23 protein-coding genes and 1 pseudogene are annotated in these 21,839 nt (G+C 41.8%); 5 read left to right on the forward strand and 19 right to left on the reverse strand.

The window, feature by feature from the left end:
• Window positions 1-66 precede the first annotated feature (66 nt).
• A complete protein-coding gene (locus ACIY19_RS01220; RefSeq protein WP_000739505.1) occupies window positions 67-636 on the forward strand; it encodes an MptD family putative ECF transporter S component in 570 nt (189 codons plus the stop codon).
• Between the two features lie 174 nt (window positions 637-810).
• On the opposite strand, the pseudogene dltD reads toward ACIY19_RS01220, so the two are convergent.
• From dltD to tsaB, 13 genes and pseudogenes are all read right to left on the reverse strand, one after another.
• Window positions 811-1,983 (reverse strand): annotated as a pseudogene (gene dltD / locus ACIY19_RS01225) (D-alanyl-lipoteichoic acid biosynthesis protein DltD).
• A gap of 47 nt (window positions 1,984-2,030) precedes the next feature.
• Entirely contained in the window at window positions 2,031-3,185 is a 1,155-nt protein-coding gene (gene dltB, locus ACIY19_RS01230) for a D-alanyl-lipoteichoic acid biosynthesis protein DltB (RefSeq protein ID WP_409002485.1), read from the reverse strand.
• A 158-nt stretch (window positions 3,186-3,343) separates the two neighbouring features.
• On the reverse strand, window positions 3,344-4,036 hold the full coding sequence (locus ACIY19_RS01235) for a methionine ABC transporter permease (RefSeq protein ID WP_235080581.1): 693 nt from the start codon (window positions 4,034-4,036) through the stop codon (window positions 3,344-3,346).
• Window position 4,037: 1 nt separating this feature from the next.
• A complete protein-coding gene (locus tag ACIY19_RS01240; RefSeq protein WP_409002486.1) occupies window positions 4,038-5,099 on the reverse strand; it encodes a methionine ABC transporter ATP-binding protein in 1,062 nt (353 codons plus the stop codon).
• Entirely contained in the window at window positions 5,092-6,465 is a 1,374-nt protein-coding gene (locus ACIY19_RS01245) for a M20 family metallopeptidase (RefSeq protein WP_409002487.1), read from the reverse strand. The genes ACIY19_RS01240 and ACIY19_RS01245 overlap by 8 nt, the downstream gene beginning before the upstream one ends.
• A 118-nt stretch (window positions 6,466-6,583) precedes the next feature.
• Window positions 6,584-7,438 carry a MetQ/NlpA family ABC transporter substrate-binding protein gene (locus ACIY19_RS01250; RefSeq protein ID WP_000694527.1) on the reverse strand — a complete coding sequence of 285 codons (855 nt, stop codon included), beginning with the start codon at window positions 7,436-7,438 and terminating at the stop codon, window positions 6,584-6,586.
• A gap of 154 nt (window positions 7,439-7,592) precedes the next feature.
• Entirely contained in the window at window positions 7,593-8,435 is an 843-nt protein-coding gene (locus ACIY19_RS01255) for an amino acid ABC transporter substrate-binding protein (RefSeq protein ID WP_049550183.1), read from the reverse strand.
• Window positions 8,436-8,537: 102 nt separating this feature from the next.
• Complete coding sequence (locus tag ACIY19_RS01260) at window positions 8,538-8,861, reverse strand: AzlD domain-containing protein (RefSeq protein WP_033630451.1); 324 nt, start codon at window positions 8,859-8,861, stop codon at window positions 8,538-8,540.
• Window positions 8,851-9,507 (reverse strand): AzlC family ABC transporter permease, encoded by a 657-nt coding sequence (locus ACIY19_RS01265; RefSeq protein ID WP_409002494.1) that lies wholly within the window; start codon window positions 9,505-9,507, stop codon window positions 8,851-8,853. The genes ACIY19_RS01260 and ACIY19_RS01265 overlap by 11 nt, the downstream gene beginning before the upstream one ends.
• Before the next feature lie 176 nt (window positions 9,508-9,683).
• Entirely contained in the window at window positions 9,684-10,292 is a 609-nt protein-coding gene (locus ACIY19_RS01270; RefSeq protein ID WP_409002488.1) for a hypothetical protein, read from the reverse strand.
• A gap of 65 nt (window positions 10,293-10,357) precedes the next feature.
• Window positions 10,358-11,368, reverse strand: a complete 1,011-nt coding sequence (gene tsaD / locus ACIY19_RS01275; protein WP_409002489.1) for a tRNA (adenosine(37)-N6)-threonylcarbamoyltransferase complex transferase subunit TsaD — start codon at window positions 11,366-11,368, stop codon at window positions 10,358-10,360.
• A complete protein-coding gene (gene rimI / locus ACIY19_RS01280) occupies window positions 11,358-11,795 on the reverse strand; it encodes a ribosomal protein S18-alanine N-acetyltransferase (protein ID WP_409002490.1) in 438 nt (145 codons plus the stop codon). The genes tsaD and rimI overlap by 11 nt, the downstream gene beginning before the upstream one ends.
• Complete coding sequence (gene tsaB / locus ACIY19_RS01285; RefSeq protein WP_409002491.1) at window positions 11,792-12,475, reverse strand: tRNA (adenosine(37)-N6)-threonylcarbamoyltransferase complex dimerization subunit type 1 TsaB; 684 nt, start codon at window positions 12,473-12,475, stop codon at window positions 11,792-11,794. The genes rimI and tsaB overlap by 4 nt, the downstream gene beginning before the upstream one ends.
• A gap of 177 nt (window positions 12,476-12,652) precedes the next feature.
• On the opposite strand from tsaB, the gene cibA reads away from it, so the two are divergent.
• Together cibA and cibB are read left to right on the forward strand one after the other, a co-directional pair.
• A complete protein-coding gene (cibA, locus tag ACIY19_RS01290) occupies window positions 12,653-12,838 on the forward strand; it encodes a fratricide two-peptide bacteriocin subunit CibA (protein ID WP_000180841.1) in 186 nt (61 codons plus the stop codon).
• 1 nt (window position 12,839) lies between these two features.
• Window positions 12,840-12,992 carry a fratricide two-peptide bacteriocin subunit CibB gene (gene cibB / locus ACIY19_RS01295; protein WP_000974044.1) on the forward strand — a complete coding sequence of 51 codons (153 nt, stop codon included), beginning with the start codon at window positions 12,840-12,842 and terminating at the stop codon, window positions 12,990-12,992.
• 323 nt (window positions 12,993-13,315) lie between these two features.
• On the opposite strand, the gene ACIY19_RS01300 is transcribed toward cibB, so the two are convergent.
• Window positions 13,316-13,531 (reverse strand): hypothetical protein, encoded by a 216-nt coding sequence (locus tag ACIY19_RS01300; protein WP_000282475.1) that lies wholly within the window; start codon window positions 13,529-13,531, stop codon window positions 13,316-13,318.
• Window positions 13,532-13,811: 280 nt separating this feature from the next.
• Here ACIY19_RS01300 and ACIY19_RS01305 point away from each other — a divergent pair, with 280 nt between their 5' ends.
• Both ACIY19_RS01305 and rnjA read left to right on the forward strand, forming a co-directional pair.
• Window positions 13,812-14,045 carry a DNA-dependent RNA polymerase subunit epsilon gene (locus ACIY19_RS01305; protein WP_000639572.1) on the forward strand — a complete coding sequence of 78 codons (234 nt, stop codon included), beginning with the start codon at window positions 13,812-13,814 and terminating at the stop codon, window positions 14,043-14,045.
• A gap of 1 nt (window position 14,046) precedes the next feature.
• Window positions 14,047-15,726: a ribonuclease J1 gene (gene rnjA / locus ACIY19_RS01310; protein WP_409002492.1), complete on the forward strand. Its 1,680-nt coding sequence runs from the start codon at window positions 14,047-14,049 to the stop codon at window positions 15,724-15,726.
• Window positions 15,727-16,017: 291 nt separating this feature from the next.
• Here rnjA and mnmG read toward each other — a convergent pair whose 3' ends face one another.
• The 5 genes from mnmG to ACIY19_RS01335 form a co-directional block, all read right to left on the reverse strand.
• Entirely contained in the window at window positions 16,018-17,931 is a 1,914-nt protein-coding gene (gene mnmG, locus ACIY19_RS01315) for a tRNA uridine-5-carboxymethylaminomethyl(34) synthesis enzyme MnmG (RefSeq protein ID WP_050390501.1), read from the reverse strand.
• A 9-nt stretch (window positions 17,932-17,940) separates the two neighbouring features.
• Window positions 17,941-18,396, reverse strand: a complete 456-nt coding sequence (locus ACIY19_RS01320; protein ID WP_261113827.1) for an NUDIX hydrolase — start codon at window positions 18,394-18,396, stop codon at window positions 17,941-17,943.
• Between the two features lie 140 nt (window positions 18,397-18,536).
• Complete coding sequence (gene mnmA, locus ACIY19_RS01325) at window positions 18,537-19,658, reverse strand: tRNA 2-thiouridine(34) synthase MnmA (RefSeq protein WP_261041680.1); 1,122 nt, start codon at window positions 19,656-19,658, stop codon at window positions 18,537-18,539.
• A 164-nt stretch (window positions 19,659-19,822) separates the two neighbouring features.
• Window positions 19,823-20,023, reverse strand: a complete 201-nt coding sequence (locus tag ACIY19_RS01330) for a hypothetical protein (RefSeq protein WP_080710131.1) — start codon at window positions 20,021-20,023, stop codon at window positions 19,823-19,825.
• Window positions 20,024-20,591: 568 nt separating this feature from the next.
• A complete protein-coding gene (locus ACIY19_RS01335; protein WP_050492315.1) occupies window positions 20,592-21,203 on the reverse strand; it encodes a hypothetical protein in 612 nt (203 codons plus the stop codon).
• Between the last annotated feature and the right edge of the window lie 636 nt (window positions 21,204-21,839).

Raw genomic sequence — 21,839 nt, forward strand, 5'->3', positions numbered from 1 at the left:
TCCCATTTACAATCCTCAAAAAGCGTGATACAATTGGTTTTGTTAATTCGCATCAAGGAGATTCTCATGAAGAAAAATATCTTAACCACCCTCTTGGCCGCCGTCCTTTATTTCCTCTGTCTAGGGATTGGAGTCTTCCTAGGACACCTGGTCGATCAAACAGGCAATATGTTCTACGCGCCGGCCTTTTCTGCCCTTGTCGGTGGCAGTGTCTACATGCTTCTTTTGACGAAGGTCCCTCGTTTTGGCGCTATCACCACTCTAGGACTTTTTATGGCACTTTTCTTCCTAGCTAGCAAGCATGGCGCTGGTGCCTTTCTCCCAGGACTCGCCTGTGGTCTTGCAGCAGATGCCATCGCTCGTCTCGGAAACTACAGAGATCGAATCAAAAACACCCTCTCCTTCCTCGTCTTTGCTTTTAGCACAAGTGGCCCTATCTTCCTCATGTGGATCCGTCCCAAAGCTTACGTGGCCACCTTACTTGCACGTGGGAAATCCCAAGAATACATTGACCGTATCATGGTCGCTCCAGAGTTGGACAAAATCCTTCTCTTTGTTTCGAGCATCCTCGTAGGTGCCTTGATTGGGGCTTTGGTTGGGCAATTTCTAAGTCAAAAAATAGCTGATAAACTATAAGCTAAAAGCCCTGAAGACTAGCAATACGTAGTTCCAGGGCCTTTTTGTATACAATCTTAGAATTCACTATAGATAAATTCTTGAATATTCGAAAAATCGGTCACAAAACAGTAAATCACGATGCTCAAGATGACCGTATAGAAAAATAGTGTCCACAAGATTAAACGATGTGTGTTAGTTAGCTTGGTTTGCAAATTTGTAAAGTTCTTTTTCAACTTCCATCCATCCTTTCACTCCAACGTGCATCACGTCAAATAAAAAGTAATCATCATACTCTCTGTTTCCATAGTTTAATACGGTTGCACCATGGCTTTTTGCGACATCTTCTATTTTTTTATAAGTTTTTTCTCGCATCTCTCTTGAGACACCAGTGTAGTCATTCCATTTCCCGTTTACTGGGAAAATAATAACCTCAACTTCAATGCCCAATTCTTTAGCAACCGTCAAGAAAAGTTCCATATCTGAATATTCAGGTGACTCTAGTTAGCTCAAATCTTTATTAGAATCTTTCAGCGATGCATAGCGATCTTTTAAGTAAGTATTGTAGTAGTTATTATCAACAGCATAGTCATTATTGTCTGTTTTCTTTTTGACCTCTTCCACAAACTGATCCGTCATCTTTTCCCAATCATAGTCTGGGGTTTTGTCTCCTAGTGAAGGATAATCTGATTTCTCATGATTTTCATAAAATTTTCGTTTGAGCTTAAAGGAATACATCGCGTTATCTAACTCTAGTAGTTTTTTATCGACAATGGTTCCTTTTCCATCTATGAAATAACTTTTGTATTTTTTGTAGATGTCGTTTTGTTGCTTGTTTCCTTTGGTAATCTCGATAATCCGATTGATTAGTTTTTCTTTCGTTTCTTTACTAATCTTGTCATTATCTAGCATGTGGAAAATATGTTCCTGAGAAGCCTTGTTCAAAAAGGCATCTTGATGGGTCCCATCTTTTTCAAACCACTGAACCGACTCTACTATAGCTACTTTTCGCTTACTCATTGATCCTTCAATAGAGCCCAAGGTCGTAGCCTGAATGATGTTTTGAGAATAACTGGTCCCAATCTGCATGATATTAAAATCGTTGTAGTTAAAAATTTTATTTGGATGATAGTCCTCATTTATCGTCGCAACCAACTCTGAGGAACCCATTAGAACCAGTGTATTGGGGGTGATATTGCTTGTTAGAATATCTCTACTTTTATACTTTTCATACGAAGTGCTGTAACGAATACTGTTATCCTTGACTTTATAATAATCATCAATCTTCTTGACATACGTCACATTTAAAAGGGCAAGCGTCGCAATTACGAGCACAAGCGATAGTAAAAATGCTTTTAATTTAATCATCTCGTTTTATCCTATCCCTTCGATCTAGCCAATTTCTTTTCAATCTCTTATCTCTTTAAAATCGACAGTAAGATTTTATAGGGTTCACCCGAAAAGATAAAGAAACCAATCATAACCAAATGCATGGTCACAAACCAACTTAGTAGCTTATACCAGTTTTTGTTTTTATTTTTCTTATAAAAATTGCTTTTCTTTTGATACACTTCAAATCCAGCCATCAAGACACCATGGTAAAAACCATAAACAATGTAGCTAACGCTAAGACCATGCCAAAAACCCATGACCAACATATTGACCATATAGGCATAGGTTGCATTGTGTAGCCTATTTTTGAACCATTTTTTCCTGATAACCTGCATCAATACTCTTGAAAATACAAAATCTCTCAACCAGGCCGACAAGGTGATATGCCATCTGGTCCAAAAATCCTTGATATCAACACTCAAGAAAGGTTTGTTAAAGTTCATCGGTGTCTGAATACCTAGAATATTACTACTTCCAACGGCCATTAGACTATAGCCTGCAAAGTCAAAGAACAGATACAAGGTATAGAGGTACATATACTTGATTGAATAAGCGACTGTGCCAGTATTATTTAGAGCGAGTAACATCTGGTAAACATAGGTTGATAAAACAACCTTGTAAAAAAGGCCTAGAACGATACGATACACACCGTCCCCTGCTAACTCTAGATACTCTTTTCGGGGCATGACCTCGTTTATCTCTTTTAAAAATCTCCTACTCCGATCAATCGGACCAGCACTAACTGTCGGGAAAAAGAGCAAAAACTGTAGGTAATCTTTTACACTGATTTTTTCTTTGATCAAGCCATCCGATATTTCTAGCATGATCTGAATGGTCTTAAAGGACATATAGGAAATTCCAATAAAGGCCAACAAATGCAGAGAAGTCAGGGCAAAGACTTTATTGATTACCAAAGGAAGAATGGAAAGGAAAACCAGTGGTTTCAGCCACTTTGCCTCTATCCGCTGCGCTAGAAAAACCAGAAAATACTGGTAAACGATAAAGGCGAGCAAATAGACAATCATCGCTCGACTCTTACCATAGATAGCTCCTGCAAATAAGAGAGAGAGTGCCAAAATATAGTAGTCCTTACGTTTTTCAAAAAAGTTTACCACAAAACCAATCAGTAAAACTACAAATAAGAGAAGGAAGAAATCATTCCCCTCAAAATAATTCATACCAGCCAAACTCCTTTACATTATCATCCCTTCTACAGCAAACTTTCTGATTTGCTAATTGGGGACCTTTGTTTATTATAGCATATTTCTAAAAAGAAGCTTTATCCTTCTTGCATTTCGGTGAGAAAACAAAAAGGAGTCCCGTTGAACTCCTTCCATTATTTATGACTTAGTTTCTTGGTCAAGAAATCTCCCAAGAACTGGATCGTAAAGATAATCAAAATAATAATGATAGTTGCCAAGATGGTCACATCGTGATTGTAGCGGTTAAATCCATAAGCAATGGCTACGTTACCGATACCACCAGCTCCAACTGCTCCCGCCATAGCCGTTTCCCCAACAAGGGAAATCAAGGTCACAGTCGTCACACGAATCAAATCTGGAAGACCTTCTGATAGGTAAACACCCACGATATCCCAGAAGGTCGCTCCGCTCGCTTGAGCTGCCTCAATGACACCGCCATCCAGCTCAGCCAAGACCACCTGCACCTGACGGGCAAAGAAGGCAAAGACTGCAAAAGAAAGTGGGACAAGGGCTGCATTTGGCCCGATGCTAGTCTTCACAATCAAGTGAGAAAGTGGCGACATGATTGCTAAGAGGATGATGAAGGGAACCGCACGGAAAATAGAGGTAATCTTATCTAAAATCCAAAAGATAACCTTATTTTCCAAGACACCTCCTGGTGCTGTCAAGACGAGGAAAAGACCTGCCACCAGCCCCAAGAACCCTCCGATGATGAAGGAAAGAACTGTCATATAAAGGGTTAGGTAGATGGCTGTTCCCCAGCCTGCTTGACCAGCCCAGCCCATTTTATAGACATTTGGTAAGTAAGTTTGAATCAAGTCTGTCATCTTACTGTCCTCCCTTCAATACTTTTAACTGGACACCCGCTTGACGGATGGCATCTTGAGCACCTGCTAGCGCTGCTTTTTCACCTGACAAGACCACCACCAATTCTCCAACAGGAGTACCATCGAGGATTTCGATATTCCCATAGAGAATATTAGCTGTTACTTGGTAATGCTTGTACAATTCATTCAAAAGTGGCTCGTCTGTCGAAGCCCCTGCATACTTGAGCTGCACTAAAATACTGTTCTCAGATAAGTGTTCTACGATTTCTTGCTTCTCAATCTTAACCATGGCTTCGTCAATACCTGTGGCTGTTGAGATAAAGTCCTGGGTCAAAGGTTGTTTAGGGTCTGAGAAGATTTCAAGGACACTGCCCTCTTCAATCAAATGCCCATCCTGCATAACTGCCACACGGTTGGCAATGTCTTTGACAATCTGCATTTCATGCGTAATCAAAACAACAGTCAAGCCTAATTTTTGATTCAAATCTTGCAACAAGGCCAAAATCTGCTTGGTTGTCTTAGGGTCAAGGGCAGACGTTGACTCATCTGAAATCAAAATTTTTGGATCATTGGCCAAGGCACGCGCAATGGCCACGCGCTGTTTTTGCCCTCCAGATAGTTGTGAAGGGTAGTTTTCAGCACGATCCGCCAAGCCAACCAAGTCCAACAACTTAGCAACTTTAGCCTTCTTTTCTTCCTTGCTGAGTTCAGAGTGTTTGAGGGCAAAGGCTACATTTTCCTCTGCTGTCTTTTGACTCATCAGGTTGAAATGCTGGAAAATCATCCCAATGTCTTGACGCTTACGACGCAACTGCTCTGCTGTCAAGGTCACCTTACCATCAAAAATGACGTCGTTATCAATGGTAATTTTCCCAGCAGATGGCTTTTGCAAGAGGTTAATCACCCGTACAAGGGTTGATTTCCCTGCTCCAGAATATCCAACGATTCCGTAGATATCCCCTTCTTGGATGTGAATGGTCACATCCTTGACCGCTGTGATGGTTCTCTTCTTTTGGTGAAAGGTCACATCGATCTGATCTAACTTGATAATATCTCTACTCATAGCTTCTAATCAGCTCCTCTACTAATTCAATATGGGTGTAGTAATCGGCGATCCGCACGTTTTCATCTCCACCGTGGTCTCGGCTATTGGCATTCCCTAAACCGAAGGCTACCATAGGTACCTCTAGGGCGTCAAAGACCGTATGCATAGGTCCTGTCCCCGCTGTAGTCGGCAAGACTGAAACGCCCTGTGGATAGAATTTCTTGGCCAACTCGATGACATTGAGAATGGCTGGCGCACTCATATCGCTTCGATAGCTCATCTCTCCCAAGGTATAATATAATTCTACCTTATCAAAACCATTTTTGTCTAGCTGTTTCCGAATTTTTTCCAGAACATCATGTGGTTCTAAGCCAGGAACCAGACGAACTTCTAGCTTGGCATTAGCTTCTGCTGGCAAAATAGTCTTAACACCCTGACCTTGATAACCTGACTGGATTCCCTCTATATTGAGTGCAGGTTCAAAAAAGAAACGTTTGAGAAAGGCAGCGCGCTCCTCTTGTAAGAGAGGCAATTCCAAGCCGTAAATGCGACTGATTTCCCCAGGATTGCCTTGTGCATAGGTATCCACCAAGGCTAGTTCCCGTTCATTCGGCTCTTGGACATCCTCGTACAAGCCTTCTACTAAGATACGTCCATCTGCTGCACGTAGGCTACTTAAGGCCTGGATAAGATACCATGGTGCTGACTCCACGACACCTCCATAACTCGAGTGAATGTCCACATCCGCACTTTTCACCTTGGCATCAAAGGTCACGATTCCTTTGTTTCCACCAGAAATTTCTAACTGCTCCAAAGCATTTTTAGTTCCTTGCTCCCAAACTAGCAAATCTGCTCCTCGGAGTTTGTCTGCGTGTTTCTCTAAATACTTGTCTAAATCCATAGAAGCAGACTCCTCTGCCCCTTCCATGATAAAGCTGATATTGACTGGCAGGTCATCGTGGTGCTGCATATACTTTCTCAGAGCACTCAAACGAGCCGTGATGTGCCCCTTGTCGTCGTCAACCCCACGCCCATACATAAAGTCATTTCGCACAGAAAGTGTAAAGGGATCCTCTGTCCAGATCTGATCTCCGTCCGCTGGTACGGTGTCATAGTGGTTATAGAAGATCAAAGTCTTAGCATCTGGACGCGAACTCTTGAAATGTGCCATGACAAAAGGCGCTGTGTAGCTCTCATCAATCTCAACTTCCGCTCCCACACGCTTGAAAATCTCACCCAGATAGTTTGCGACTTCCTTGAGCCCGACCTGCTGGGCAAAGACTGATTTCTTGGAAATCAAGGTACGCAAAACTTCAAAATAATGTTGGGCCACATGATCCTTCTCAAATTTTTCAATCTGCTCTTGTTCGCTAGGAAAAACCATTTTCTCTCTCTTTCTACTACGTACTTGTGTCCTCAGAACGACCACAAGTGCCTCTTTAAAATCAACTCTCTATACAAAAGCAAGAGGTGGAAACTCTCTCCCACCTCCCTGTGTCTTATTACCAAACTGGTTGGTCCAAACCGTCTGATGTTTCTTCGATAACTTTTTTCACTTCATCAGTGTGGTAAGCTGCGATAATTTTCTTGATGGCATCAGCCTTAGGTGATGATTCCCAATCTTTTTTCGCAACAATGATGTTGTACCATTGTTTTGAGTTTTCATCAGCTTGTTCTTTGAAGAGTGCTTTCTTGTAGTCCAATTTTGCTTCTGTAACGAAGGTATTGTTTACAACGGCAGCATCAACTGATGACAATGAACGAGCTGTTTGGCTAGCATCCAATTCAGTAATCTTCAAGTTCTTTGGATTTTCTGTGATGTTAGCAACTGTTGCAAGTGCAGTTCCAGAAACATCCAATTTGATCAAACCAGCTGATTGAAGCAAGTAAAGTGCACGGCTTTCGTTTGTTGCATCGTTTGGTACGGCGATTTCACCGTTATCTGGGATTTCTTCCACTTTGGTATACTTGTTTTCTTCCCCATTTTTACCTGAGTAAAGGCGGATTGGTGAGATGTAGGTATCTGCAATCGCTACAAGGTCTTTCCCGTTTTCTTTGTTCCAGTTGTTCAAGAAGTTGTAGTGTTGGAAAGCATTCAAGTCTACTTCGCCATCAGCAGTTGCCTTGTTTGGTTGTGAATAGTCTGTGAACTCTGTGAATTCCAATTTAATTCCATCTTTTTCAACCAATTCTTGGATTTTATCCCAACGCGCTTCTTCAGAACCGCTACGGTTAACTGTTGCAATTTTGACAACTGTTTCGTTGTCTGCTTTCTTTTCTGAATTTCCGCAAGCTGCAAGAGCCAAACCTGCAACTGTAGCAAGAGCTGCTACACCGAGCCATTTTTTAATTTTCATGATTCTTTCTCCTTTAAAAATGATACCGTAATAGTATCTCATACTTTATTTGATTTAGCAAATTGTTATTAGATAGGCAGACATATAGTTTGAAACTATATACCCAAACATTGAGAAATCATCCGCCTTTCTCAGACTGGATGATTTCATACGACTATTTAATATCAGCTTCTGCTGGGAGATAAGTGTCTCCGAAGAACTGTTTAGACAATTTTTCAAGAGTTCCGTCTTGGTAGAGTTCTTGGATACGTTTGTCTACAAATGATTTCAACTCATCTTGACCTTTAGCAAGAAGTGGGTAAACGTAAGGTTGTTGGTCGCTTGGAAGTTCGATCACTTTCAAGTTGTCCAAACCTTGGTCCTTGATGACTGTTTCAACACCGATTTTATCAAAAATCTTGTAGTCAAACTGGCCATCGCTCAAGCGTCCCATGATTTGTTGGAAGTCCGCTTTAGTATACTTTAGGACAGTTGGATTATCTGAATGTTGTTTGTTGTAGTCTTCTAGCTGTTTAGCAGAAGTTGTCCCTTGAACAACTTCTGTTGATTTTCCACCGATATCATCAAGCGATTTGATGCTAGGGTCATCTTTTTTCACTACAAGAACGTTAGGGTTTTTAGCAGTTGGAGCTGCATAAAGGTATTTTTCAGCACGTTCTTTAGTGTAGCTGATGTTGCTAACAGCCATATTGTAACGGTCGGCATCAAGTCCTGCAAAGACTCCTGACCACTCTGTCTTCTCAAACTTGACATCATACTTGTCAGAGTCTTTAAAGATAGCGCGAACCACTTCAATTTCGTAACCAGTCAATTCGCCATTTTCTTCATAGTTGAATGGTTTTGGTGTAGCATTAGTTGCTACGACGATTTCTTTTTTACCAGATGTTGCTTCGCTAGTTGCAGTATCTTTCTTATCTCCGCCTGAGCAAGCTGCTAGTACACCTGCGGCAACAAGTCCTAGAGCAGCAAGAGATGAATATTTGACGATTTTTTTCATGTCATTTCCTCCAAAATAGAATACTTTACTATCTTAACAGAAAATATTTTTTTTCGCCATTATATGATACCTATCTCGGTGATAGGTTTTTTTTATGGCTGACTAAAAGACCAGACGTAAGACTGCAATCAAGACTACTCCAAAAAGAACCGTACCAACTAGATTGCGGTAGCGAAAGGCTACCCAAGCCGTTGGAAAGACTGCTAAAAAGTCCAGCCATTTGATCTGAGGAAGGCTGCCAGCCTTTCCGGTCACTACGCTTGAAAGGATCAAGGCAAAGATAATGGAAACAGGCAAGAACTTCAAAAAACGCTCAACGATAGCTGGTAACCCCTTGTACTTAACCAAGATGAAGGGAATCATACGGGGAATCCAAGTCACTAGGCCCGAAAAGATAACGGCTAACAAAAGATATTTACTGACCATCTAAGACCACCCCCATCGTACAACCAAGTAGCGTCGCAAATAGAACAGCTAGAGACTGAGACACCACTGTCAAGAGCAAAAAGAAAGACACCGTAACAACTGCTATGATTTTCAGCAGATTGCGGACAGGAATCCGTCTTTGCATAATCTGGAACTGCGAAGCAAAAATCCCGATAAACATTCCCACAAGGGCAAAATCAAGGCCAAAGATTTCTGGATTTGGCAGTAAACCACCTAGAGCTGTCCCAACAACTGTCCCAACAAACCAAGCTACATAACTGTTGAGATTATTCCCATGCATCCACATAGGATTGACCTTGTCTGTATGGGCTAATTCTCCCATCAAAACCCCGTAAGTCTCATCTGTCAAGAGACTAGACATACCGATATTTTGCCAGAGGCTGGTATGACGGAAATAGGTCGACGCATGCAAGCTCAGCAAAAAGAGTCGTAAATTGATTAAAAAGACTGTCATGGCAATGGCTGCTACAGGTGCTTGGACCGCAATCAATGCCAACATGGCAAACTGGGCGCTCCCAGCATAAACAAAGAGGCTCATCAAGCCCATCTCAACAGGTGTCACATAGGGCGCGCCAATAATCCCACAAGCCAGGCCAATGCTGACATAGCCAAGGGCAGTCGGCATGGCTGCCCGCGCACCTTCCCAAAATCCTTTTTCTTTCATCCTTCTCCTCATATTCTCTCCAATCGAGGCTGTTCGTCATCACAGCCACAGCACGGACTATTATAACATATTCAAAGAAGAGAAAAAAGTTTCGGATTCGAAACTAAGTATCAGCAAAAAGTATTCAAGAGGAAGTATCATGGATACATGAGAAATTGATCCACTCGGATAGTATACTTATCGGTTTCTGTGTCTGTAGCATATTTATTTTCTGTTGGATAGACATCAACCCAGAGTTCCCACTGTTGTCCCTTCAACTTGACCTTGTAGCGATAACCGTCATCATAGAGGCCTACTGTATCAGTTGTCATGGACTGGTAATCTGGGAGTTCTTCAAGTTCTTTTTTTACAGTCTGGGATAGGTTATCGAGCAATGCTTGCTGCTCAGCTTTTGAGGCAAGAGGAAAATGAGTCGTTGCTTCTTCTAAGAGATGCGATTTTGAAAATGTAAAGGTTGCTCGACCAGTATAACCCTTCAAAGTAATCTGCTCATAGTGGTAGAAAAGGCGACCTGTTTTATAGAAATAAGGGTCTTCTGCACGCCAAGTATCGCGATAGGCCATTTCTGTTTCCTCAACCACTTTATCAGCTTCTCCAAATACCTCTTCAAAAGATTTAGGAGACATGCCGAAAGAAATAGATTCAAACAAGACCAGTTGTGTCTTTTTGATATTCTGGCAAGCTGATAAAAGTACGAATAATGCTCCAAGAGCAAGCAAACCACTGATTATTTTTGTAAACTTCATATTTCTACTATACAAAAAAGGTTAGGATTTGTCCAAGATAAAAGAGTCAACCTTAGGCTAACTCTCTATTCCATGGTATCAAAAGCCAGGCTCGGTTTGGCATTGAGTTCCAAGCCTGCGAAGTTTTCTTTGTTCCATTCGCTAACACTAGCATAGGCAATCATACCTGCATTATCTCCACAAAGGCGCAGGGGTGGGATGATGACCTTGACATCGGTGATTTCAGCTGCCAGGCGTTCTCTGAGACCTTTATTAGCTGCCACGCCACCTGCCACAACTAGGGTTTTAACAGGGTATTTTTCTAAAGCCTTCTTGGTTTTGGCCATGAGAATGTCCATAACAGCTGCTTGGAAGGACGCTGACAGGTCTTCCTTGGACAAGCTTTCTCCCTTTTGCTCGGCATTGTGGTGAAGATTGATAAAGGCAGACTTCAAACCTGAGAATGAGAACTCCAGATTGTCTTCTTTAATCATAGCACGAGGAAAGTCATAAATATCCTGCCCCTGATGAGCTAGCTCATCAATCTCGCGACCTGCTGGATAGGTCAAGCCCATGACACGACCGACCTTATCATAGGCCTCACCAACTGCATCATCCCGCGTTTCCCCAACAATCTTATAATCCCCAGCCTCAGAAACATAGACCAACTCCGTGTGCCCACCGCTGACCAAGAGAGCTAGCAAGGGAAACTCCAAAGGCTCAACGCTCTGAGCCGCCATGAGGTGACCAGCCATGTGATTCACGGGGATCAGCGGAAGTCCATGAGCCCAAGCAAAGGCCTTGGCAGCTGACAAACCAACTAGCAGTGCTCCGACCAAGCCTGGTCCGTAGGTAACAGCCACAGCTGTTAAGTCCTCTTCAGTAATCCCTGCTTCTGCTAGCGCCTCCTCGATGCAGGCTGTAATAACCTCGACATGGTGACGACTGGCTACTTCTGGCACTACGCCCCCAAAACGTTTGTGACTCTCAATTTGACTCGCAATGACATTGGACAAGAGCTCATCGTCGTTTTTCAAGACGGCGACACTGGTCTCATCACAGGATGTCTCAAATGCTAAAATATATCTATCCTTCATCTATTTCTCTCTTCATGATGATGGCGTCCTCGACTGGGTCATGGTAGTAGGCCTTTCGCTCAGCGATGACTGCCATCTTTTCTTTCTTGTAAAATGCTTGCGCTCGTTGATTTGACTTTCTGACTTCGAGGAAAATCTCCTTGTCTGTCGGCAATTGAGCAAACAAGGCTGATGCAATCCCCTTACCCTGATAGGTTTGTTTGACAGAGATTTGCAGAACTTCTGCCTCAAAAAGATTCTCCTGCACAGCTAGAAAGCCAATCACTTCTGCCCCATCATAAGCCAGAGCATACCAAGTCTGATCTTGGGACAGGTCTGCTTGAATTTGTTCCAGCGTCCAAGGACTGACTGGGTAAACAGCTATCATAACAGCGTAGATGGCTTGAGCCAGATCAGGTTGCTGTTGAGTTCGTTTGATTTCTATCATAAGCGTTTAATGTAGGATTCGCCAGACTCGGTGTGATTCTTGAGCCAGTTTTCCTCAGCCTCAACACGTTTGAGGTAGTTCGGCACAAAGTCGTGCAAGGAATCTGCTTCCTTGTCCCAGGCCCAAAGAGCAAGATTGGCTGCATTAGGCAAGGTTTCTTTGTAATCAGTCCTTGGCAAATGTTCTTGAATCTGCTCCACAAAGGTTCCAATTTCTCCGACAAAGGTTACCTGACTAGCACCTTTGACTTTTTCTAGCACCTCTTCAAAAGATAGGTGCGCTTCTGGCATGACAGATTTAGCATTTTCATAAAATCCTGCATAAACATTATTGCGACGCGCATCCATCAAGGGGACAAACAAACCTTCTTGTTGGTAGGGCACCAGAGCCAAGAGGCTCGACATACCAACTAACTCAATGTTCAAGGTATGAGCCAAAGTCTTAGCAGTGGCTACCGCAATTCGCAAGCCTGTGTAGCTACCTGGCCCTTCCGCTACCACGATTCGGTCCAAATCCTTGGGTGTCAGGTCCAGACTCGACATCAAAAAATCGATGGCAGGCATGAGGGTAATACTGTGATTTTTCTTAATATTAATCGTCGTCTCGGCAAGAACCTGCTTGTCCTCTAAAATAGCGAGAGAAAGAGCCTTGCTGGACGTATCAAAAGCTAATACTTTCATAACACATTCCTATCTTTTTGTCTGCTTACTATTATACTACAAAAGCTGGCACATGGGAATTTTCTTTATCCCTAAACAAGAGTGCCCTCACTTAACTAAAAATAATTTAAAAAAATGTTCACTTTTCCTTTTCTTTTACGAATATAAAAGTGAACAAGAAAAAAGGAGGAAAGTTCAATGACAAATTTTGACGTTCTTGACAATCAATTTTTATCCTTATCTGAAAATGAATTATCAGATATTGATGGCGGTCTCGCTCCCTTGGTTATCTTTGGAGTAGCAGTATCTTGGAAAGCTATTGCAGGTGGAACAGCACTTATAGGTTCTGGTTTGGCAGCTGGTTATTTTTTAGGAGGAGATTAATATGATGAAAGATTTGAACAACTATTGTGAAATTTCTAATAAGGAATTGCAAGAAATAAAGGGTGGCTTTGGTGTAGGTGTTGGTATCGCTTTATTTATGGCAGGTTATACCATTGGAAAAGACCTTCGTAAAAAGTTTGGTAAGTCATGCTAGATAAGAAACACATTTTTAGAAGGATAAATTTTATTGTCTTCATCTCTTACAGTTTGCTCAGCATTCTCAATGATTTAAATATTACTACTATCCCTTTACCATTCGATTTATCTGTTTGTATTGTTTTATTTTTATGCTTCAACTCTATTTTTGAACAGAAGAATCATTAACATAAAACTAATAAGCTATGAAAATTCGATTGTCATGTCATTTTAGAAAAATGCAAAGACCACCTCATCTTGATAGATGGGGTGGAATTTTCGTGTCGTAAATCTACTATCTCTATATCCCCAAACAAAAATGCCCCAGCATGAGCAGGGCATCTAAGCATTTAATCCAAAGTAAAATACAAACCAAACGACATAGGTTACGAGGAGGAGAAAAAGCGAGTAGAGAGTCACAAAGGTAATTTTCCACAAGAACTTGGTTTGTCGTTGTTCCAGTTTGGCAAATAGAAGATTCCCCGCATAAACGCAAGCAACAAAAACAATAAAAGCTACCAAGCGAGCTCCGATAGCAAAAGCAAATAAGTTATACATAGGGCAACCTCCTTGACTTAAAATCTATATGGAATTATGACAAACAATAAATTTCACTTCCATTATCAAGATAACATATTTTCTTTATTTTTGCAAGCGCTTACCCAACAAATCGTCCCATGACTTTCTCGTTTCCGTCTTTTACTAATTTTTCATTTTGTGGTATAATTGAAATAATTGTAACGAATCAAGGTCAATCTAGACACAAAATGGAATGAAATCAAGCAAATCTATGCTAAAAGTTTGGAATAAGCTGACCTGTAAAATAGAAAGGAACTATATGATTTACAAAGTTTTTTATCAAGAAACAAAAGAACGTAGCCCACGACGTGAAACAACACGCGCACTTTACCTAGACATCGATGCCAGCTCAGAACTTGAGGGCCGTATCGCTGCTCGCCAACTTGTCGAAGAAAATCGCCCAGAGTACAATATCGAATATATCGAACTCTTGTCTGACAAATTGCTAGATTACGAAAAAGAAACTGGCGCCTTCGAAATTACGGAGTTCTAATATGGCCTATACTCTTAAACATGAAGAAGTCGGCGTTTTTGCCATCGGTGGTCTGGGAGAAATCGGGAAAAACACTTACGGAATTGAATACCAAGATGAGATTATCATCGTCGATGCTGGGATTAAATTCCCAGAAGATGACTTGCTTGGTATCGACTATGTCATTCCTGACTACTCTTACATCGTGGACAATATCGACCGCATCAAGGCTGTTTTGATTACCCACGGACACGAGGACCACATCGGTGGGATTCCATTCCTTCTCAAGCAAGCAAATGTCCCTATCTATGCTGGACCACTTGCCTTGGCTTTGATCCGTGGGAAACTCGAAGAACACGGCCTCTTGCGCAACGCCAAACTTTACGAAATCAACCACAACACTGAGTTGACCTTTAAAAATCTCAAGGCAACTTTCTTTAGAACGACTCACTCTATTCCAGAGCCTTTAGGGATTGTCATTCATACTCCTCAAGGGAAAATTGTCTGTACGGGTGACTTCAAGTTTGACTTAACACCAGTTGGTGAACCAGCAGATTTGTACCGTATGGCTGCTCTTGGTGAAGAAGGCGTGCTCTGTCTCCTGTCTGACTCGACAAATGCAGAAGTGCCAACCTTTACCAACTCTGAAAAAGTCGTTGGCCAGTCCATCATGAAGATTATCCAAGGCATCGAAGGACGTATCATCTTTGCATCCTTTGCCTCAAATATCTTCCGTCTTCAACAAGCAACAGAAGCTGCTGTTAAGACTGGACGTAAGATTGCGGTCTTTGGTCGTTCTATGGAAAAGGCCATTGTCAACGGAATCGATCTTGGCTACATCAAAGCTCCTAAGGGAACCTTTATCGAGCCAAATGAAATCAAAGACTACCCTGCAGGCGAGGTTCTCATCCTCTGTACAGGTAGTCAGGGGGAACCGATGGCGGCCCTCTCTCGTATCGCCAACGGAACCCACCGTCAGGTACAACTCCAACCTGGTGATACAGTTATCTTCTCTTCAAGTCCAATCCCTGGAAACACTACTAGCGTCAACAAGCTGATCAATATTATTTCAGAAGCTGGTGTCGAAGTTATCCACGGTAAGGTTAACAATATCCATACATCTGGACACGGTGGTCAGCAAGAGCAAAAACTCATGCTCCGCTTGATTAAGCCAAAATACTTCATGCCTGTCCACGGTGAATACCGCATGCAAAAAGTCCACGCTGGGCTAGCGGTGGATACTGGTGTTGAAAAGAACAATATCTTTATCATGAGCAATGGTGATGTGCTTGCCCTTACTGCTGACTCAGCTCGTATCGCAGGTCATTTCAACGCCCAAGACATCTATGTCGATGGAAATCGTATCGGTGAAATCGGTGCTGCTGTCCTCAAAGATCGTCGCGATCTATCTGAAGACGGTGTCGTTCTGGCAGTCGCAACTGTTGACTTCAAATCGCAGATGATTCTGTCTGGTCCAGATATCCTCAGTCGAGGCTTTGTCTACATGAGAGAGTCTGGCGACTTGATTCGCCAAAGCCAACGCATCCTCTTCAATGCCATTCGTATCGCACTGAAAAATAAGGATGCTAGCGTGCAATCTGTCAATGGTGCCATTGTCAACGCTATTCGCCCCTTCCTTTATGAAAATACAGAACGTGAACCGATTATCATCCCAATGATCCTCACACCAGATGAAGAATAATACTCTTCGAAAATCTCTTCAAACCACGTCAGCTTCGCCTTGCCGTATATATGTTACTGACTTCGTCAGTTCTATCTACAACCTCAAAGCAGTGCTTTGAGCAACCTACGGCTAGCTTCCTAGTTTGCTCTTTGATTTTCATTGAGTACAAGTCAACAAAACAGCCCCGTTTTTCGGAGCTGTTTTTCTCTATGCTTTCTTTTGAGATTAAAACTCAATAAAAATCGAAATCAGACTAGAAGGCTAGGCGAAAGCATAACTTGAGTTAGGTGAGCCGAAGCCGACGACGTATCATTTTGATTTTTGAAGAGTTTTAGAAATACTACGATTTTTACCTTCCAAATACACCATCAAAATAGAAATATCTGCTGGGTTTACTCCCGAGATACGGCTGGCTTGGCCGATGGTTTCTGGATTGATGAGTTTGAACTTCTGACGGGCTTCTGTCGCGATAGAATCAATGTCATCCCAATCAATATTGGCTGGAATGCGTTTTTCTTCCATGCGTTTCATCTTGGCAACCTGGTCCATGGCTTTGGAAATATAGCCTTCGTACTTGATTTCTGTTTCAATCAATTCGATAATCTTGTCATCCAAGTCCTCTGCAGCTGGTCCGATGAAAGCCACCACATCTTGATAAGAAACTTCTGGACGGCGAAGGAATTCCTTGGCTGTCACTGCATCTGTCAAAGGCTTGAAACCCATCTCCTCAACCTTGGCATTGGTTTCCTTGACTGGCTTGAGTTTGATGCTGTCTAGGCGTTTCATCTCATTTTCAAATTGATTTTTCTTGATTTCAAAGCGAGCCCAGCGTTCATCATCCACAAGGCCAATCTCACGTCCCATCTCTGTCAAACGCATATCAGCATTGTCATGGCGGAGAATGAGGCGGTATTCAGCTCGACTGGTCAAAAGGCGATAAGGCTCAATGGTTCCCTTGGTCACCAAGTCATCAATCATGACCCCAATATAACCGTCACTGCGCTTCAAAATCAACTCAGGCTTGCCTTGGATTTTAAGAGCCGCATTGATACCCGCGATAATCCCTTGACCAGCAGCTTCTTCGTAACCTGACGTTCCATTTGTCTGACCAGCAGTGAAAAGTCCGGAGATTTTCTTGGTTTCCAGAGTCGCACGCAACTGGTGAGGCAAGACCATGTCATACTCAATGGCATAACCTGTCCGCATCATCTCTGCATTTTCCAAACCTTTGATAGAATGAACCAAGTCACGCTGGACATCCTCAGGCAGACTGGTTGAAAGTCCTTGAACATAGACTTCCTCAGTATTGCGACCTTCTGGCTCAAGGAAGAGTTGGTGGCGCTCCTTGTCCGCAAAGCGCACAATCTTGTCCTCAATCGACGGACAGTAGCGAGGCCCCACTCCCTTGACTACACCTGTAAACATAGGCGCACGGTGGAGGTTGTTTTGGATAATCTCATGACTGGTACCATTGGTATAGGTCAACCAGCATGGCACTTGGTCTTTGACATAATCCTCATCACGTGAAGTGTATGAGAAATGATTAGGCGCTTCGTCTCCTGGCTGAATCTCGGTCACATCGTAGTTGATAGAAGAAGCCTTGACACGTGGAGGAGTTCCCGTCTTGAAACGACCAATTTCGAGTCCCAATTCCTTGAGATTGTCAGCTAGATTAATCGAAGCTAGGCTGTGGTTTGGTCCTGATGAGTACTTGAGATCTCCGATGATGATTTCCCCACGGAGAGCAGTCCCTGTGGTCACGATAACAGCCTTAGCAGCATATTCTTGATGGGTTGCTGTACGGACACCGACAACCTTACCATCTTCAACCAAAATCTCATCAATCATGGTCTGACGAAGGGTCAGATTTTCTTGATTTTCAACCGTCTTGCGCATCTCCTTAGAGTAAAGCTCCTTGTCAGCCTGCGCACGAAGGGCACGAACGGCTGGACCCTTCCCTGTATTGAGCATCTTCATCTGGATGTACGTCTTGTCAATGGTCTTAGCCATCTCGCCACCGAGGGCATCGACTTCACGCACGACAATTCCCTTGGCAGAACCACCGATAGAAGGGTTACAAGGCATGAAAGCCAGCATTTCAATGTTGATGGTCGCAAGTAAGACCTTACAACCCATACGGCTGGCAGCCAAGGAAGCCTCGACCCCAGCGTGTCCCGCACCAATTACAATAATATCGTATTCTTCAGTAAAATTATAAGTCATGTTTCTCTCCTATTCCTCAAGATGAATGTGTCTTAGTTGGCCGTCCCAATCTGGCAGGGCTGTTTTCAAAAAGGCTGGAACTAGATTGATATCCTCAAGCTTGTCTATGTCAATCCACTCACAGGGCTGCCTTTTCTCATCTTCCTGCATGGTCAATGGAGCATCTTCAAGCAAGTCCACCAGATAATGAAACTCGATATTGTGATAGGAAACACCGTCCTGTTCAAAACGATTTTCAACCACAAAAGCTAGCTGCCCAGCTTGAGCTTTGACACCTAGTTCTTCCCTCACTTCACGGACTACCGCGTCTTCCGTGCTTTCATTGACTTGAATCGCACCTCCGATAGTGTAATACTTGCCCTTATCTTTGGTGACTAGAAGCTTGCTATTTTGGAGAATCAAGGCTGTCGCCCGAACACCAAAAACCGTATTGTCTACTTTTGTCCGAAAGTCTTGCTGAGTCATTCTTGTCCTTTCCCTTAAACGACACAAAAACAGTCAAAACTCCAAAGAAGTGCAGGACAAAAAAGCCTGCAACATCCATGAGCTTTGACCATCATTTCTATTGCTTTTATTATTGTAGCAAATTGAGAAAATTTGTCAATCTAAATGTACTGACAAACTTGTCCGTCACGGTAAGCATTGTCAATCAAGCCACCACCTAGACACTCTTCGCCATCGTAAAATACAACTGCCTGTCCTGGTGTAATCGCGCGTTGTGGTTCCGCAAAGATGACCTCTGCCTTGTCTCCTTTGACATGGACGGTCACCTTAGAATCAGGCTGACGGTAGCGGAATTTAGCCGTACATTCGAGTGTAAATTCCTCTGGCATCTCACGAGTAAAGTGAACTTGACTAGCCTCAAGGCTGGTTGACATGAGCGAATCATGGTAGAATCCTTGTCCGACATAGAGGATATTCTTGCTTAGGTCTTTTCCGACAACGAACCAAGGGGCATTGTCACCACCGTGTTGCCCACCGATACCAAGCCCGCCACGCTGACCAATCGTATAGTACATAAGACCTGCATGCTCGCCCATATCGCGACCATCCACAGTCATCATGCGACCAGACTGAGCCGGCAGGTAGTTGCTGAGGAAGTTTTTAAAGTTCTTTTCTCCGATAAAGCAAATCCCTGTCGAATCTTTCTTCTTAGCAGTCGCAAGTCCTGCTTCTTCTGCTAGTCTGCGAACTTCAGGCTTTTCCAAATGTCCCAAGGGGAACATGGTTTTTTGAAGTTGTTCTTGCGAAAGTTGGCTGAGGAAATAGGTTTGGTCCTTGCCATTGTCCACGCCACGAAGCATGTGAACAATGCCATCCTCATCACGCGCCACTCTAGCATAATGCCCAGTCGCCACATAGTCTGCCCCCAAGGTCATAGCATAGTCCAAAAAAGCCTTGAACTTGATTTCCTTGTTGCACATAACGTCTGGATTTGGCGTGCGTCCCGCACGGTATTCCGCTAGGAAATATTCAAAAACGCGGTCCCAGTACTCTTTTTCAAAGTTGACAGAGTAGTAAGGAATGCCAATCTGGTCTGCCACCGCAGCCACATCCTTGTAATCTTCGGTCGCCGTACAGACGCCGTTTTCATCTGTGTCATCCCAGTTCTTCATGAAGATACCGATCACATCGTAGCCCTGCTCCTTGAGCAAAAGAGCCGTCACCGACGAATCAACACCACCACTCATCCCCACAACAACACGTGTTTTAGAGTTATCACTCATGGTAAGTCTCCCATCTATTCGTTTATTCACGATTGAAGGTCGTGTGTGCTTAACGATTGAAGGTCGCTTGAGCAGTATTCATTATAACATGCTTGGTTGGAGAAGACAAGAAAGAGGCTGTCAAATCTGGCAACCTCTTGCATAAGACACTTTTTCATTCCAAACTATTCTTTATATAAAAAATTCCTATAAATTCTAGCAATAGTTAAAACACATACAAATAGGACTCCCAAAATAGATAGTACTATTTTCACAAAACTCAGTTCCGAACCTATGACATATATATGAAAAAGAGGGGCTAGTCCTACACATATATACAATAGATAATTTATAAAGTTTATTTCACCTAATCCTGCAAAAAAAATGTTTCATTTTAACTATCCCAATTTTACCTTTCGTCTTAATAATCCACTAGCAAATCTATTGACTTCTCTTTTTTTGAAAAATCTTGACAGCAAATTTACTCCACTTAATGCCACTGAGACTTAACTGGGTAAAAAATAGTAATCCCATATCAAATGAGAAATCAGCAATGATAGAAATAGTATACCGTCAATATAACTATTCTTAAAATATTCTGTAATTACAAAATACAGAAATGCCACAACCATCGAAATTAATACAGTCATAGCAATTTCAATCATCATAATTTCTCCAAGAGAAAAGTATAAACTGACAAAGTTCCTGCTAAAACACTATCCTCCCAGCAAATAGAGAGTCAGCAAAAATAAGACAACCGAAATTGGCAGAAAAGCAGCACGATTTGTTTTACAAAAAATGGAATAACAAAGACTACCTATCGAAAATGTCATAATAACTTCAATAGTTATCTTTACAGCAGAGTAATATATATTTTTAATAAAAAGAATTAAAAAGATAAAAAATACCAATGAACTAAGAACAGATTTGATATAAAATTTTAAATGAGTCATATTATGGAATATATACGTTATAAGACAAACTAATGCCAGGTATGTGATCTCCTAGATGCAAGACAGTTACACCATTTTCAACACCCCATTTAACTAATGCTGCAGCAGAAGCTGTTACAAGCGCAGCAACACCAGCTCCCCACGGTCCTGCCGCTACTAATTCCTTGGCATACCAACCAACATAGCCACCTGCAAAAGCCGCAGCAGCCCATCCATTCATACTTCTAATTTTAGGTCCAAGATTAATATACAAACCGACAAACCCTCTAAATTGAGTTTTTCTAACATCTAATTCTGCAATAGATAATATATCTTCGGCTTCCTGCTCAGTAATCTCTAAGTCTTCCATTAACTGTTCTTTAGTTGCGTATAAAACTGGATTTCCATATTCATTTTTCGAAAAATAATTTTCTAATTTCAAAGCAACTTCTGTCAATTTTTTATCATATGAATACTGTCCGTAATTTGTAATTATATTTATATCTGCGGAAGTAAATTCATCCACCTTATCTGAACTAATTATATTAGAAATCGTAGATGCATTAGCAAGTGTTGGAGCCACTGCTCCAAATAATGATAATGCTACTATAGACGATGTTATTAATTTTTTCATGTTATTCTCCATAATTATTAAAAAATCTAACAAAATAAGCAACGTTAAGTTTATATTGTGTATCAAAACAAGAAACAAGTATCATTCAAACCGAATATTGAAAACGATTGATTTCAGTTATTTATAGTAATTTACTTTATAGAGTTAATCTACTATAGCTAATATCTTCTCTATTATTCCATTTACAGGATACCCATTTAAATGTTATCATTTATTAAAACTTCTGTGAAACCAAATGTGATAAACTAAAAATCAGAAGTATACTTAATTTAAATTTATCGAATAACTACTTTAAAACAAAATTAACATTCACAGAAAACCTTATGTAATCACTAAATAGTCCATTGGACTCCCCTTCCTTTCGTTTTTACAACTAGCGCATTATATCGGCCATTTCCATGGGAAAACCGTAGCAATGCTGAATAAGAAAGCAAGAACAACTAGAAAGCGAAAAACTTTTTTATTCATACTTTTTCCTCCTATCTTTATTTTCTACCTACATCATACCTCTTATTAAGCTCGTTTCAAAATCACGTTAACTTTTTTCACACATTATTTTAGTCAAGTCCAGACTCCTGTGTAAAATGCTATACAATGTTTTTACCATTTCTACTTATCAAAATTGATGTATTTTCT

Origin of the sequence: Streptococcus sp. ST14 (assembly GCF_046098195.1) — a bacterium.
Taxonomy (GTDB): domain Bacteria; phylum Bacillota; class Bacilli; order Lactobacillales; family Streptococcaceae; genus Streptococcus.